The organism is Aureibaculum flavum, assembly GCF_016406085.1.
GTDB lineage: Bacteria > Bacteroidota > Bacteroidia > Flavobacteriales > Flavobacteriaceae > Aureibaculum > Aureibaculum flavum.
This window is the reverse complement of record NZ_JAEHFJ010000017.1, coordinates 28929-44686: the sequence shown is the minus strand read 5'-3', so window position 1 is coordinate 44686 and position 15758 is coordinate 28929. Positions and strand designations below refer to the sequence as shown.

The window sequence follows — 15758 nt, the reverse complement described above, 5'->3', positions numbered from 1 at the left end:
ATTTGGCTTAAAGATTATCTTCAATTAGATGGATTGGCCTATAAATTCGTTCCTATTCTTACACCAAGTAAAAGTTCGAACGGACGCCCAAAAAGTGTGTTAGACCTTGGTAGAATAGACACTGAAACCATGTATAACAATGTGAAAAAATGGGATTGGAAAAACAGCAATTCCAATATTTATGTAGATGTAGAAACTCGTAAAAATGGCATCGTTATTAGAAATAATTTAATTCGTTTGGCTGAAGAATTAATTATAGCCAAAAAATACGTAAAAGCGGAAGAAATATTAGATCTATCTATTGAAAAAATGCCAATAAAAAAATATGGTCACGTTAATTTTGTATTGGGTTATCCAGATGCTTATTACCAAATAGGAAATAAAGAAAAAGCAAAATATGTAGCCAATACTTTAGTTGATATTTTTAGAGATAGAATAGAATTTTATAGCGGTTTAGATAATAATGGTGTTTCTCAACATTATGATGACATTGAAGGTACATTGATGATGTACAATAATATTGTTGTTACCGTTGATGAAAATGATAAGGAATTAGCTGAGGAGCTTAAAATAGGTTACGTTGCCTCCATACGTTCCTTACAAGGGGTTATAGAATGATAAATTATATTTATTTTAGACTTATCATCTCAAGTTTTAAAAAAATGGAGGTGGAAAAAGCATTCGTTTTACAAGACTTTTGACTTAAGGGCATATCGAGTCTAAAATAAAGGTTTTAGCTCAGTTTATTATTTTGCCATCGTTATTTATTCTTTTTGAGTAATATTCCATTCAATATTTCTTTCTTTCGCAAAACTTTGAATTTCTTCCAGACCAATTTCTTTTCTTCTTTGGTTTATATATTCAGGTTTTTCAATTGGGTAGAAAGTAGGAGCTTTGTCAGAATTTGAAGCATTTTTGTTCGTATAGGTGCTAACGTTTGGCTATGTGCGGTTTATTTTTTTTGTTAAAGTACTAAAGTTAATAGATAAAACACAGACCTTTTCGCTCTTCAACTATTTTTTTACGTTGCCCTTGTGTTTCCCTAAACAATACCTACTAACAGCATGACCTGTTTGAAGTACAACTATTTTAAAAGCATTTACCCGAAACCGAATGAATAAAACAAAATTGAGGGTATGTAGGTGTGTTGTGGGTTGCGATTTATTTTTTTCCTTCCATCATTCGACTAAAATAAAATAGAATTATTGCCTTATATAAACCTTTTCTTTTCAAATCCTTCTCAGGATATTCCATTTGTTCCAAAACGGCAATATCTAAAGAAACATGAATTGAATCAGGTTCGTAAATTCCCGTAGCAGTTAAAAGATCCTTTTGATATTTGTTTAGATTCTCTTTATTTTGACAACTTTCTAAAATAGGTTGAGTTATTTGATGCAGAAATTCATGTATTGAAGTATTACTTTTATTTATTCCAATTTCATTTAATTCTTTCACTAGGGTAATTATTTTCGTGTCGTTTAAATTGAGATAATATTCAGAAGGAAATCCAGCTGATTTTACAAAATTATATAATTTGTTAATTGATTTTAAAGTATCTGAATTAGTTTCAAATAATTCTAAAGATTTTAGTCTTTTAAAAAATTCATTCTCAACATTATTCCAAAGTTCCGTATTCTGATTGTCAAAAACACTAGTTATTTTCTGGTTCACTTTAATGTCAATTTCATCCAATTCACAACTCTGTTTACAAGATAATATTGATATAAACAATATGATTAATAAGAAGTGTTTCATTTATTATTTTTAATTACCCACAACAAGTAGATATGTGTCATATGACACATATATTTATTTATTTTTAAAAGAATAAAAATTTAGAATCTAGTTATAAAACTTCATTATTTAGCAGCACCTCAAATTTAGGGAATTGGGAGTTATGGTGCAAGAGGGGTTTGAAGTACAACTATTTTAAAAGCATTTACCCGTAAGCTAATAAATGATCTAAAATTGAGGGAATGTGCACTCCGTCAATTATTGGCGGAGCCATCCACTCGATTAGCTGTAGTCTATTCTTCAGTTTCAAGGATACTTTTGGCTTTCTCTTGCCATTTTTTATAAATGATTAAAAATTCTTCGCATTTCTTTTTTGCATTTTTGCTCGTACATTTTATTCTTCCAGCCCTTTTTCCTAAAAATTCATACCACTCTTCATTAACATCACTTATCTCTCTCTTTTCATCAAATCTGATAAGAACTTCGGGATGTTTTTCTTTTAACTCTTTATCTGTTAGGTTAAATCTAACATCATCTGAAGGTAAAGGAATATATCTTGATTTATAGATATTTATAGGTTTCCAGTTTGTGCCATTTACATTGGGTAAAGCTGTTTGAATGAGAACATATTCTTCAGTAGGAAAATAACTGTAGTGAAAGCTTATTTTTTTCAACTTTTTTAATTTAGTTAAAGGCAGGAATGCTGGATATTCTTTTTTTGTAATTACTTGCCAAAGAGAGAATACTTCTAAATTGGAAAGTCCTTTGAAAAAGTTGAAATTTTCTATTGGTTGCTTCCAATCAAGTGTGCCACTTATGTAAAGATATTTTAAACTTTGAATACCAGATAATCCTTCAAAGTTTGAAACTTTCCGTAAATTTTCACAATGCAATGATTTTATTTTTTTCAAATTTCGCAAAGGCGATAAATCTGAGAATCCAGAAACATATTCTAAAACCAATTCTTCAATATTGTATAGTTTTTCAATGAATTCAAGATTTTTAGCACGATAAAAAGAAACTCGTAATCTTTTTAGGTTTGTAAGCTTTACAATTTCTTGTATTTGCTCGTGACTTGGTTCATTAAGTGTTAATTCTTCAAGGTTTGGACAGTCAAAAATTTGTTTCCAATGCTTTTCTTCTTGTGTTTTACTTATGGTTAAAACCTTAACTTCGTTTTTATTTTCAATTTCAAAATCAGCTATGTAAGCATATCGTTCTCTATTCGGAATTGTAGTCCAATAATTTCCTTCTCTATCTAAAAAGTCTGCAAAATGATGTTTCATTGGTTTTTTTTTGGATTACAGTTAACGTTTGGCTATGTGCCGTTAATTTTCTTTGTTAAAGCAATAAAGTTAATAGATAAATCACAGACCTTTTCGCTCTTTAACTATTTTTTTACGTTGCCCTTGCGTTTCCCTAAACAATACCTACTAACAGCATGACCTGTTTGAAGTACAACTATTTTAAAAGCATTTACCCGTAAGCTAATAAATGAGCTGAAATTGAGGGTATTTAGGTGGTGTTAGCCACTTTTTTTTTATTTTCCATGAATCAATTCCAAATGAGTTTTTGCATTTGTAATTTCCTTATTCCATTTCACTCGGAATTCAGTTGGTCTCAATTCGGAAATTCGGTTGAGTAAGTAATTCCGTAACTCATCAACAGTCAGATTTTCGTTGGTTGGTTCAAATATTACTTCTCTTTTCCAAATATTAGGGATAAATCTCAACCAATTTCGCCACTTTTCGGTCATTTCCGCTTTTTTAATTGCTTTGAATATTTTTCCATTACAATCACAAAATAATTTGTCCTTATACAATTCTTCAAAAATCGAATCTTTGTCGGTGTAAATGAATTTATCAAATGCAATGTAGTCCGTCAAATTTTCTTCGTCCCATTTTTCAGTCGATATGTTTAAAATTGGAAATTCCATTTTCGAATTGTGGTAACGTTTGGCTATGTGCCGTTAATTTCCTTTGATAAAGCCATAAAGTTAATAGATAAACACAGACCTTTTTCGCTTTTTAACTATTTTTTACGGAGCTTTTGCGTTTCCCTAAACAATACCTACTAAGAGCATGGGTTGTTTGAAATACAACTATTTTAAAAGCATTTGCCCGTAAACTAATAAATAAGCTAAAATTGAGGGTATGTAGGTGATGTTGTATGTAGTTTTTTATTCAACTCTTTTTAATCTTATTGTTTCTTTCTGATTAAAATTTGTAGGTCTTTCTTTATTTCCACCACCTCTTACATAAAGTATTTCATTCCTGTTAATAAGTTTAATCATTCCCAACATTTTCATTCCTGTTTTTGTTTCTGTATTTTGAAGAAGTAGATCTAAATTGATTGGATTCATATTGTAATCGATATTATAGGTAAAATTATAATTTTTATTATTTCGAGTAAATACACTATCCATTTTTTTGTTACCAAAGTTATAGCTTGCAAACCCACTTTTAGTGAAAATGAAATAGCCTGAACCTGAATTGTCTTCAGCCTTCCATTTCCCAACAATATTAAAATCAGATATTTTCTCTTTAGTGTTGCAGGAAGTAATAATTCCTGAAATAAATAAAATTATAGCTATTTTTTTCATTGCATACAACATAGGAGTATGTGTCATATGACACATATATTTATTTTTAAATTTATTATTAAAAGAATAAAGATTTAGAATCTGGTTATATAACTTCATTATTTAGCAGCACCTCAAATTTAGGGAATTGAGAGGAATGGTGCAAGAGGGGATAGTGATAGATTTTTAGCTCAGTTCTTTGTTGGCAATATTTTTTTATTTCAGACACATTTTTAATATGTCAATTTAATTCCAGTTTCTGTTTCTAAAGACTATTCAATTCTACTAATTTATCGAGTAATAGACTTCTATAATTTTCTATATAATCTGGATATATAGCATTTCTAAAACGCCAAGATTTATGAAAACCATCATCATCTTGATATTCTAAATAAAACCCTCCATTTTCATTTGTACAGTCAGTACAATCTAAAAATCCATTCGGTTCATCAAATATTTCATTAGGTAATTCAGTTATCAATGATTCAAAATCCTGATAGTTTGCATTATTCATAAGTTGGAAATTACCCTCAAAAAATGTGTTTTCAGGATAATTATAATCGATATCTCTATAAATATTTTCAGTATCTATTTTGTAAATTGTAGAACAATCTCCTGAACAACTTGAATCGGCAAACCAACCAAAAATAAGTGTTCCGTTCCTTTGCGTATTTTCATTTCCATTGTCATCATCAGAATTACATCCAGATAGAATTAAAACTAATAATAGACTTAAAATAAAATTCATTTTTTTCATTGCGTAATATTTGGTTTAAATTATTGCCAACATAGGAATATGTGTCATATTACACATATATTTATTTTATATTAAAAAATTTAATTGTTAAAAGAATAAAGATTTAGAATCTCGTTATAAAACTTCATTATTTAGCAGCACCTCAAATTTAGGGAATTGAGAGGAATGGTGCAAGAGGGGTTTGAAGAACAACTGTTTTAAAAGCATTTGCCCGTAAGCTAATAAATGATCTAAAATTAATGGCTTATAGACTCTGTTGTAAAACGTTTCTACTATTCAGTTGTAATATTTCAATAAACTGTTCGCTTGAAACATTCAATTTTGAAATATCAATTTTCTGAATTCCAGATGAAATAGTTCCGATTATAATATCTTTTTGCAAATAATTATCTCCAGTTCCACTTAGAACTCCATAAGCTATAATATTATTCCAAAATAATATTTTACCTTTTTGATGAATTCCATTGTCATCTATGGTCAATATTGTTTTATAGTTATGATAAAAAGCTTTGTAATAAAAATATGTAAATAAAACTAACACGCCAATTACTCCAATTATATTATTTGATTTTAAGTCCCAACTGAAATTATTTATATAATTTCCATAAAGCATTAATAGAAACACGGATCCAAGAATCCAAAGAATTCCTTTATTATTTGCTTTATCTTTTTTAAACTTTAGTTTGTGTGTCTCTTCAACAGAAGAATAATTCCCTGTTCTTATTTTTTCAGCTTTTTCAAATTTACTAATACTTAAAGTTTCAATAAAGAAACTGTCAATTTTAGTGATGGCATATTTTTTATTGATTTCTGTTTCAAATTCCTTTTTTCGCCTAATTAATTCCTTTTCGTCGATAATAAAATTCAAGCAGTTTTTATCGAATTCTGCAATTTTTGTTGTCAACTTACAAATCAAACCTTCTTCTGGTGAAAACTTTCTATTCTTACATATTTTACAAAAAGATAAATGGTATTCTCTTTTTTCCATTTAATTTTTTTAATGTTTTACAACATAGGGATATGTGTCATATGACACATATATTTATTTATTGTTAAAAGAATAAAGATTTAGAATCTAGTTATAAAACTTCATTATTTAGCAGCACCTCAAATTTAGGGAATTGGTAGTTATGGTGCAAGAGGGGTTTGGTGGATAGTGATAGATTTTTAGCTCAGTTCTTTATTGGCGGTAGTTTTTTTATCTATGTTCTCCAGTTTCGAGAAAGTAAACACAATATTGAATATAATCCTTAGTTAATTCGCCATTGATTTCAGGACACTCCCAATTGGTTATCAAATCATTTATGATTGAACCGTCATTCTGTGAATTGTCCCAAATAAAGAAATCAGATGACCTTAAAATGAATGCAAATTTTGTCAAGTCGGACAACTGAATTTGGTCATTTAAGCATTCATGACACAACTTTATTAGGTGTTCCTTCTTAACTCGAAATTCCGACTTTGATTTGTCGTTTTCGATGTTAATGGTCATTTCATTTCCACTCATTTGGATTGACTCATTCAGTTCTCCCATTAATGAAGCAATTGAACTTGTGCCTTCGAAATATTTCTTTATAGTTTCTTTTTTTATGCTCATTGCATTGTTAATGTCCTACAACGTTGTGGCTATATGCCGTTAATTTTCTTTGATAAAGCTATAAAGTTAATAGATAAAACACAGACCTTTTCGCTTTTAAAATATTTTTTTTACGTAGCCCTTGCGTTTCCCTAAACAATACCTACTAAGAGCATGAGTTGTTTGAAGAAAAATTATTTTAAAAGCACTTGCCCAAACGCCAATAAATATGCCAAAATTAATGGCATATAGGTGGTGTTGTACCTAGTTACTTTTATCCCATTTGTTTAAAATACTATCAGCTTGTTTTTTTGTTATATTCCCAAAATATGGTTTGCCGGAAATCCGTTGTTCTTCTCTTTCCATAATTGCTGGTGTTCCGCAAAAGTAAAATTCATTTACGTTAGTTTGATAATAGTCAACTTCAAAATAGTCTTTATTTCCATTGTCATCTTTGAAATAATATCTGATTAATAAATTTTCTATTGTAAGTGAATCCAAATCTCTTTCATAAACATCCATTTCCGATTCGATTCCGTTTTTCCAGAACAAAATATTTGAATTCAGCCAAATTAATTTACTTCTCAAATTTGTTTTTTTATCAGTTGAGCCAGTTTCAAAAATCATTCCTGTTGTTATGTTTTTTAGACTAAATATTTTTTTAAATTTTGAGATTTTTCCATCATTATAGTTTTCGTCATTTAATTCTTTCCAATTTTCCCAAGTTCGTTTTTTTGATTTCCAGTTTTTAGAGATTTCCTGTAATCCGATTTCATTTCTTTTTGGATTAAAGTCATAAGCAAATTTCTCAAAGTTTCTTTCCTGATTCCAAAACGAAATATTATACATCAAAATTCCAAGTATTGAAATTCCAATAAATGTAAATAATAATCTTTTTAGAAGGTTTTTCATTAATTAGGTACAACATAGGGATATGTGTCATATGACACATATATTTATATATTTATTTATTTTTAAAAGAATAAAGATTTAGAATCTCGTTATAAACCTTCATTATTTAGCAACAGTTCAAATTTAGGGAATTGGGAGTTATGGTGCAAGAGGGGTTTGGTGGGGGGACGGAACGTTAAGTGTATGAAACGTAGCGTGTAAATATACACAGACTTTCGAGTTCAACACTTAGCCAAATCTTAGATTTGGTGTTTATCTTTCTTTTTTTTCAAATGCCAAATCAAAGATTTGGCGACATTCAAAATACATACAGACCTTCGCCAAAGCCCATAAATAGCTATGTTTTATACACACTGTTGCCAATAGTGCTTTTTTTTGCGTTCCAATTGCGTTTTCCTCCACTCAGTTTTTCAATCCCTTTTGCGTAATATTAACAGCTGGATTTTTTTAAGAATGGGCAATGCCACAAGTGTCTAAAGTAACGGTTTCCCTTACTTTTTTTACGGGTTTCCCGTAATTTCTTGCCCTTTCTTCTTAGCTAGAAAATATTCGAAGTCAGGACGTTCGCACAGCTTTAACGAGTTGTATTTGTTTTACACTTCGCCGAGTGGGTGTTATGACCATTGGCTATTTAATTATGTAATTGTCAAATTCCCCTAATAAATATAGTGTTAATATAATAATTGGAAGTATAATCATCGCTATAATACCAAAAAAAATATCTACTTCAGTATCATCATAAGGTGCTTTTATAAAATCTCTTAAACTTTTTTTAAAAGAAAAAATACTATAAAAGAACATTATTATTAAAACAACAACAAATATTATTAAATGACTTTTTTTTATTTCTATCATTTTATCGAGTTTAGTAAGTTTATCAAGTAAATAAACGAGGCTACTGAAAGCAAAGAAGTAAAATATACCAACGCAATAACCCAATTAGGTACTCTAGTTGTGTTTTTCTTTCTTAATGCCTTTATATCTGTTAAAATCGCATCCTGTAAGATTCTTTCTTCACTTAAAAATTTTTCAATCTTTGTCAATTCTTTCAGCGTTCTGCTTTTAAATTCCCTTTTACATACAGTTTTTCAAACCCATATTTTGGGATTTCCGGCGTTATTAATTAATTCACTCGTTTGAAAATTTTCGCATCAACTTGATAAATTTCCCCGTTATTTTGTCATTCGTCCATTCCAGTTGTAAATTCCCGTACACTTTGTAAAATTCCCGCGTTCAGTTTATAAAATTCCTGTATGCGTTTCAATTTTCGGCGTTCAGTTTTCAATTCTTTTTGAAATTTCTGTACAGCACTAGACTTTTCTTTTTAAAATTCGTCCGTTTCCACTCTAAATTTCCGCACAACAATTTTAGTATTTACTTACCAAAATTTTTCGATTTATGATTATTTTTTTTGCATTGTTGGCAACTATTGTATAAACGTATTACGTTTATACCTGTAATAAGTTTACAATAATTAATTGCTAAAAGTCTAATGGATAATTTAGCAGCACCTCAAATTTAGGGAATTGGGAGTTATGGTGCAAGAGGGGTTTGGTGGGGGAACGGTTGGGCTCGTATAAGAAACGTAAGTGATTTCGAAGCTCTTACCTGTCAATTTACACTGAGCCAAATTTGCGATTAGACACAAATTTAATGCTTTAAAACCAAACGTCAAATCGCAGATTTGGCGGAGCTGATTAAATGTGCAAATGTTCCGTAAACCACTGAACCACTTATGTTTTTTATACATTGTTATGGGCTTTTTTTATTTCAAAATCCTTGTGGGTCACCTCTTGTAATATCCCACCACTTTAAATAAATCAGTTTCTCTTTTATATAATTTAATCCATTTTCAATTTTAAGCAATTCAGATATTGATAAATCTTTATCATGGAGCTCTCTTTTCGGATTGTCAAAATTCCTCATTTTTATCCAATCATCTATCTCAATCTCGTATTTTTTATAAAATCCATCATTAATTAAAAAAGCGATTACTTTTTTCAAATCATCAGGTAAATCTTTATCGATACTAAGTTGGTCTAAGGTCTCTTTATATTTTCTATAATCATAATCAACTCTATAATATCCAGTCTTGCTTTTGTACTTTGTATGGTTTTCTTTATCAAATGCATAATCAATAAATTGAAACCACGTTTCCCATCTACTCCAACTATTGTAATTAGAATCAGAATAATACTTCGATAAAAATGAATCAAAATCCATTAGATATTCGTCTGCAATTCTCTTATACATAGAACCTTCAGGAGAATCCTTCCAATATTTTATTCTATCCTCTATCGACATATCTTAAATCCAATTATTTAACATTTCATTTTATCTGTGAATTTCTCCAAAATTGCGTATAACATAGGGATATGTGTCATATGACACATATATTTATTTATTGTTAAAAGAATAAAGATTTAGAATCTAGTTATAAAACTTCATTATTTAGCAGCTCCTCAAATTTAGGGAATTGGAAGTTATGGTGCAAGAGGGGGTAGCGATAGGTTTTTGGCTCAGTTCTTTGTTAGCGGTAGTTTTTTATTCAGTTTATGATTTAAAATTTCTCCAAATTTCGTGTAATTCATCAACGTCTTTTTCAGTCATATATTTACTAAAAAGTTCGCAGTTTGTAATATAAGCCATACATTCTCCAAACTTTAAATATTGACTTTTCGGAATTACTTTTTTCGTTAAACACTTTTCTAATATCCCTATTCTTTTATTTTCGTCTTCTGTAATTATTTGGTCGATTTTCACAATTTCAGTTTTCGAAAAATTGTCTTTAACAGAATTAATTGTTTTCAATTCGCTCCAATATTTTCGTGCTCCAATTCCTTGTTCTACGTTACGAAACCTTTTTTTATCTAAAGCGAATTTTAATGGTTCTTTCCGCTGAATATTTATTTTTTTCGAAAGAATTTCAGTCCAAAATTTTTCAGTTTCTACACTTATAGTTTCATTCCAATAAATTAAAAGTTCATTTTCCAATGATTTAATTTGATAGGAATTCAATTTACTAACTTTAGATTCGTTAGTTAAACAATCTTTAGTAAATTTCGAAAGTTCAAGAAAATATGGTTTTGTTTCGTTATCAATTTCAGTCGATTTCCTAACGATTTTTTCGTGGATTTCAACTGTTTTTAAAATCTGTTCAATTTTTTCGATTTTTGTCAATTCGTTACGATTTTTCTTAAATGACGTACAACATAAATTTATTTTTAAAGAATAAAGATTTAGAATCTAGTTATAAACCTTCATTATTTAGCTGCACCTCAAATTTAGGGAATTGGGAGTTATGGTGCAAGAGGGGTTTGAAGTACAACTATTTTAAAAGCATTTGCCCGTAAGCTAATAAATGATCTAAAATTGAGGGTATGTAGGTGGTGTTACCTGTAGTTATATTTATAAATCCCATTCATATTCCAGATTGTTTAGTTCATATTCACTGTAGTTCATCTTTTCTATAATTCCATCGTAGATTTTGTCAGGATATTTTTTCAAAGCAACCCAAATATATTCTTTGTGATATTTCATGGCTGATTTCGTTGCTTGATTTAGAGTTAAGTCTAACAATTCTCTTGATTCTGGATTTTTGTATTGAACTAGAGCTTGATACAATTCCTTAATTAGGCGATAATTAAAACTTCCTGATTTTTTTATTTGTTTTAGGTGAATATTTTTTATAGAATTCCAAAATACCTTATCTGGATAATTTTTCACTGCTCTTAATCCAAATTCTTGAATAGAATAGTATTCATGGTGTAATAAAGTGTCAATAAGTTTAAAGTCATCTATCTTTTGATATTTAGCAAGTCCAATAACCGCAAATTTATTACCGTTCAAGGCTATGTTTCTTATCCTGTTATAATTTTCTTTTTTAGGCTCGATAGTCTCCAAGAGACTATTTTTATATTCGCTTATTATATTTGGTTGAAATAATATTAGACTATCAAGGATTTTATTCTGTTTATCAGTTATGTATTCATTCTTTGGTCCAAAACCTAAAACTGATCTTATGAAATAATCATTGACCTGAGTCTTATCCCCAATGCATCCATATTGAGTATAAACTGCTGAACTATCAGTTAAACTAGATTTAAGTATTTCAAAAGTATTTTTATTTTGTTTTCTTACTAATAAATCAAAGGAATAGCATTTTATAACAGGATGTGGATGTTGAATTAAGAGCACTAATTCTTGTTCTGTTGCATTTTTCTTAAATTCAATGAAATTATCCCATTGTTCAGGCTTGGAACCAGATTCACCAACAAATGGACCTGTAATTTCCCCATATTCAATTAACCGGTCTATAATTTTCGTGGTGTTATTACTTAATTCATTAGCATGCACGAAGTCAGTTTTTGAATTCTTGATACAAGAATTCAATAGGACTAAAAAAAACATAAATAAAAATATTTCCTTTTTCATATTGCAGGTAACATAGAGATATGTGTCATATGACACATATATTTATCTTTAAATTTATTATTAAAAGAATATAGATTTAGAATCTAGTTATTAACCTTCATTATTTAGCAACACCTCAAATTTAGGGAATTGGGAGTTATGGTGCAAGAGGGGTTTGGTGGGGGAACGGAACACAGTACCTAAGCGTAGTGCGGAGGCAAGGAAACTTTTCGTTTCCGTCTGAGCACGAAGCTAAAGCTTATTGTTTTGCTTTTTCTTGTTTTGTCCAAAGCTAAATCCATAAGATTTAGCGACTTTATAAATATACACAGACCTTTAGATTTAGCCCTAAAGTCCGCATTACGTTTAGGTTTTGTTGTACACAGTTTTTACTGCGTTTCGTTGTTCCACAATTCTTGGAACACATGTTTTTTAAGTTGCTGAATAATCGATTCAAAAGATTTAGATTCAAATATTTCTTTTTTCAAATCATCAGATTCAATAAACTGAGTTAATATGTCATCGTCGTCGTCAATACATTCAGAAATTTCTTTTTTTAATTCCTCAAGAGTATACTTGTCCATTAGAGTCCAATTAGTTTTTATATCAACAATTGGATTGTAAAAAGTATTGGCTAAGAACCTAGTAAGAAATTTGTCATTCACTTTATCAGAAGTAAACTCATAAGTCCATTTTTGTCCATTTCCGTCAAAAGCATGAGTGTTAGCACTTCCATTTAGAACAGCTAGGACAGTAGCTTTTGTCAAATCAGTATCAGAAGGAATAATGTCTAGTCCCTTATTGTAAATGGATATAATCGGAAATTGAGGTTTCATCAAAATTGTGTACAACTATTGTATGAACGTATTACGTTTATACCTGTAATATGTTTACAATATTTAATTGCTAAAAGTCTAATGGATAATTTAGCAGCACCTCAAATTTAGGGAATTGGGAGTTATGGTGCAAGAGGGGTTTGAAGTACAACTATTTTAAAAGCATTTGCCCGTAAGCTAATAAATGATCTAAAATTGAGGGTATATAGACTCGGTTACCAGCAGTTTTTCTCTACAAGGTCAATTATTTGATTCCTTTCAATATCTTTTAGATTTTTTAGTTTAAGCTTAACTTTAGTCGTCGCAATTCCTTTTTTTCCAAATTCTATTTTTATAACATTTTTTTCTAAATTAATCGAATATATTTTTCTGGTATAAGTATTTGGGAATTTTCTTCTGTAATATTCTATTTCATTCGTTAAAATAATAGGTTTCGATAGATGTTTAAATAACCCCCCTTTTGCGTTACCAAATATTATTAATGCATTTTCCATTAGATATATGTCACATTTGTTAAAAAAGAAATTACTGTTTTTCAAGCCCCATGTTATAGTTGAACTTTCGGTTTGATTTATAAAAAGTTTAAATTTCCCATTTAATTTTTCAATTAAATCTTCATGATTTTTTTCGCGTTTTTTATTTGTTATAAAATTTAAAATGTAGAATATTATGGATAAAATTGTTAATCCAATTAAGGTTTCTAACATACTTGTAGTAATTTTATTGTAATTGCTGGTAACATAGGAATATGTGTCATATGACACATATATTTATTTTTAAATTTATTATTAAAAGAATAAAGATTTAGAATCTAGTTATAAACCTTGATTATTTAGCAATAGTTCAAATTTAGGGAATTGGGAGTTATGGTGCAAGAGCGGGAGGTAAGTTGAATTCTAATTATTTTAAGAAGAAATTTTGTTTAAAAATTACTTACTAATATAAATTTTAAGAATTCTTCTTTTGGTCATACCCCCTAAAACGAGTTCAATAAAAGCATAGAAACTCAAACAAATAGATAGTTTTATGAGTTTTTTGTTTTTCTCCTCTCTCGAAAATAAATTAAAAGCATTGCTCCTTACAGTCGTCAACCCTAACTAGGTAATCCAATACAAACATAGCAACCCAAAAACACGTTGTGTTTTTTTGAGTTTTTTGTTTTCCTGCTCTCTCAAAAATCGATTAAAAGGATTACTCCTTGCAGTCGCGATCCATGATAGGTATCCTTAGCAAACATAAAAACCACCACATGCTACGCATGTCTGTTTTTTGTTTTCCAAGTATTTACGAAAGTTAAGATAAAAGGATTACTCCCTATGGTCGTGATCCCTGATAGGTATCCTGAGCAAACATAAAAACTCCCACATGCTTCGCATGTCTGTTTTTTGTTTTCCTTCTCTCTCGAAAATGAATTTTCGACGTTTTGGAAAACAAAAAACCCACAACTTCCGTTGTGGGTTTCCTTTTGCGGAGAAAGAGGGATTCGAACCCCCGGAGGTGTGACCCTCAACAGTTTTCAAGACTGCCGCATTCGACCACTCTGCCATTTCTCCTTTAGCGGTTGCAAATATAAAAAGGTTTTTGAAATTGAGAAACATTTTCGTAACTTTTTAATTTTTAATTTTACTTATAAATTTTCAAAGCATATAAAATGAAGAACAAACTTCTTTTTTTAAGGTAGTAATTTTGTTAGTTAAAATTGTATAATACTGTTTTTCAGTAACTTTAATATTAATTTTTAATTAAAAAGTTATCTACCTATACTATAAAGGACGAATCTCTAACAATGAGACTCGATTTTATTTCAACAGTTTTACTGCTTTGGAAATCATTGTTGTTGTCAGTTTCTATTTCTTCAATTAAATACTTTAAAGCAGTCTTTCCGATGAGATGGCCAGGTTGATTAATGGTACTTAAATTTGGTTCTATAATAGTTGAGTGTGCTGAATTACTAAATCCCACAACAGCAATTTCTTCGGGTATTTTTATATTATTTTTATTTAAAATTTTAATTGCACCAATGGCACAGCTGTCTGTAATGGCAAAAATGGCATCGGGTCTTTGCTTTAAAGTTATAGCAATTTGGGCCAATTGTTCTCCTTTTTCCAATGAGATATCTTCAGTACTAAAAATCAACTTTTCATCTATAGGTATATTGTAATCTTTTAAGGCTTTTAAATAACCTTCAAACCGTTGCTCTGAATTGAATGAATTTTCTGTCTCTTTAAAAATAGCAATCCTACGTTTTCCTATATTTATTAAATGTTCTATTGCGTTATAAGCAGCTTGTTTACCGTCAATTATTATTTGAGTACAGGGTATTTTACTCATTACCTTATCAAATAAAACCAAAGGTTTTCTATCTAAAATATTTAAAATGTCTTGAACGTTCGCTGTTTTTCGGGTCAATGATAATAAAATACCATCAACATTAAATTGTAGCATCGTATTTAGCATTTGGTTTTGTTTTTCAACGCTATTTTTAGATTCTGATACAATTACACGATATCCTTTGGTTTCTGCATAGTCTAGAATACCCTCAATCATTGTAGAAGTAAAATAATGAGAAAGTTTGGGAACAACAACACCAATAATATGCATTCGACTACTTCTAAAGCCTTGAGCAAACATATTAGGCATATAATTTAACTCTTTTGCCTTTTGCTCTACAATTGCTTTTGTCTCATCGCTAATATCAACATGGTCTCTTAATGCTCTTGAAACTGTAGAAATAGAAAATCCTAAAATTTTAGCAATTTCTTTGAGCGTAACATTGCTTTTTTTCTTCATAATTGATTATTAGCTAAACAAATATATGAATTGCAAACGTTGCCGCAAACGTTTGCGGGCTTTTTTTTATTGTTTTCTCAATTAACGCTTGTATAAAGTGATAGTTTTACAAAATAATAATCGATATTTTTTCGATATCGTAATTAAATACTAACTTAA

General features: G+C 29.4%; 15 protein-coding genes, 1 tRNA gene and 1 pseudogene. 1 reads left to right on the top strand and 16 read right to left on the bottom strand.

Annotated features, from left to right (window positions below; translation table 11 throughout):
- A pseudogene (locus JBL43_RS19920) lies at nt 1–618 on the top strand (hypothetical protein); the annotation flags it as partial.
- Nucleotides 619–1161: 543 nt separating this feature from the next.
- Here the strand turns inward: JBL43_RS19920 and JBL43_RS19915 are convergent.
- From JBL43_RS19915 to JBL43_RS19840, 16 genes are all read right to left on the bottom strand, one after another.
- Nucleotides 1162–1755, bottom strand: a complete 594-nt coding sequence (locus JBL43_RS19915; RefSeq protein WP_198843114.1) for a hypothetical protein — start codon at nt 1753–1755, stop codon at nt 1162–1164.
- A gap of 272 nt (nt 1756–2027) precedes the next feature.
- Nucleotides 2028–3020 (bottom strand): leucine-rich repeat domain-containing protein, encoded by a 993-nt coding sequence (locus JBL43_RS19910; RefSeq protein WP_198843113.1) that lies wholly within the window; start codon nt 3018–3020, stop codon nt 2028–2030.
- Nucleotides 3021–3274: 254 nt separating this feature from the next.
- The gene (locus tag JBL43_RS19905) at nt 3275–3670 is read right to left on the bottom strand and encodes a hypothetical protein (RefSeq protein ID WP_198843112.1); all 396 of its coding nucleotides are present in this window, start codon (nt 3668–3670) and stop codon (nt 3275–3277) included.
- Nucleotides 3671–3913: 243 nt separating this feature from the next.
- On the bottom strand, nt 3914–4336 hold the full coding sequence (locus JBL43_RS19900) for a hypothetical protein (protein ID WP_198843111.1): 423 nt from the start codon (nt 4334–4336) through the stop codon (nt 3914–3916).
- 244 nt (nt 4337–4580) lie between these two features.
- Nucleotides 4581–5072 (bottom strand): hypothetical protein, encoded by a 492-nt coding sequence (locus JBL43_RS19895; protein ID WP_198843110.1) that lies wholly within the window; start codon nt 5070–5072, stop codon nt 4581–4583.
- Nucleotides 5073–5316: 244 nt separating this feature from the next.
- Nucleotides 5317–6060, bottom strand: a complete 744-nt coding sequence (locus JBL43_RS19890) for a hypothetical protein (RefSeq protein ID WP_198843109.1) — start codon at nt 6058–6060, stop codon at nt 5317–5319.
- 210 nt (nt 6061–6270) lie between these two features.
- Nucleotides 6271–6669, bottom strand: a complete 399-nt coding sequence (locus JBL43_RS19885; RefSeq protein WP_198843108.1) for a hypothetical protein — start codon at nt 6667–6669, stop codon at nt 6271–6273.
- A 243-nt stretch (nt 6670–6912) separates the two neighbouring features.
- Nucleotides 6913–7560 carry a hypothetical protein gene (locus JBL43_RS19880; RefSeq protein WP_198843107.1) on the bottom strand — a complete coding sequence of 216 codons (648 nt, stop codon included), beginning with the start codon at nt 7558–7560 and terminating at the stop codon, nt 6913–6915.
- 627 nt (nt 7561–8187) lie between these two features.
- Nucleotides 8188–8415, bottom strand: coding sequence for a hypothetical protein (locus tag JBL43_RS19875; protein WP_198843106.1), 228 nt, complete (start codon nt 8413–8415; stop codon nt 8188–8190).
- A gap of 915 nt (nt 8416–9330) precedes the next feature.
- A complete protein-coding gene (locus tag JBL43_RS19870; RefSeq protein ID WP_198843105.1) occupies nt 9331–9864 on the bottom strand; it encodes a hypothetical protein in 534 nt (177 codons plus the stop codon).
- Between the two features lie 249 nt (nt 9865–10113).
- Nucleotides 10114–10740, bottom strand: coding sequence for a hypothetical protein (locus tag JBL43_RS19865; RefSeq protein ID WP_198843104.1), 627 nt, complete (start codon nt 10738–10740; stop codon nt 10114–10116).
- A gap of 228 nt (nt 10741–10968) precedes the next feature.
- Complete coding sequence (locus JBL43_RS19860) at nt 10969–11916, bottom strand: hypothetical protein (protein ID WP_198843103.1); 948 nt, start codon at nt 11914–11916, stop codon at nt 10969–10971.
- Between the two features lie 446 nt (nt 11917–12362).
- Nucleotides 12363–12809: a hypothetical protein gene (locus JBL43_RS19855; protein ID WP_198843102.1), complete on the bottom strand. Its 447-nt coding sequence runs from the start codon at nt 12807–12809 to the stop codon at nt 12363–12365.
- A 215-nt stretch (nt 12810–13024) separates the two neighbouring features.
- Nucleotides 13025–13516, bottom strand: a complete 492-nt coding sequence (locus JBL43_RS19850; RefSeq protein WP_198843101.1) for a hypothetical protein — start codon at nt 13514–13516, stop codon at nt 13025–13027.
- A 761-nt stretch (nt 13517–14277) separates the two neighbouring features.
- Nucleotides 14278–14362 (bottom strand) — tRNA-Ser (locus tag JBL43_RS19845).
- A gap of 205 nt (nt 14363–14567) precedes the next feature.
- On the bottom strand, nt 14568–15599 hold the full coding sequence (locus JBL43_RS19840) for a LacI family DNA-binding transcriptional regulator (RefSeq protein ID WP_198843100.1): 1032 nt from the start codon (nt 15597–15599) through the stop codon (nt 14568–14570).
- Between the last annotated feature and the right edge of the window lie 159 nt (nt 15600–15758).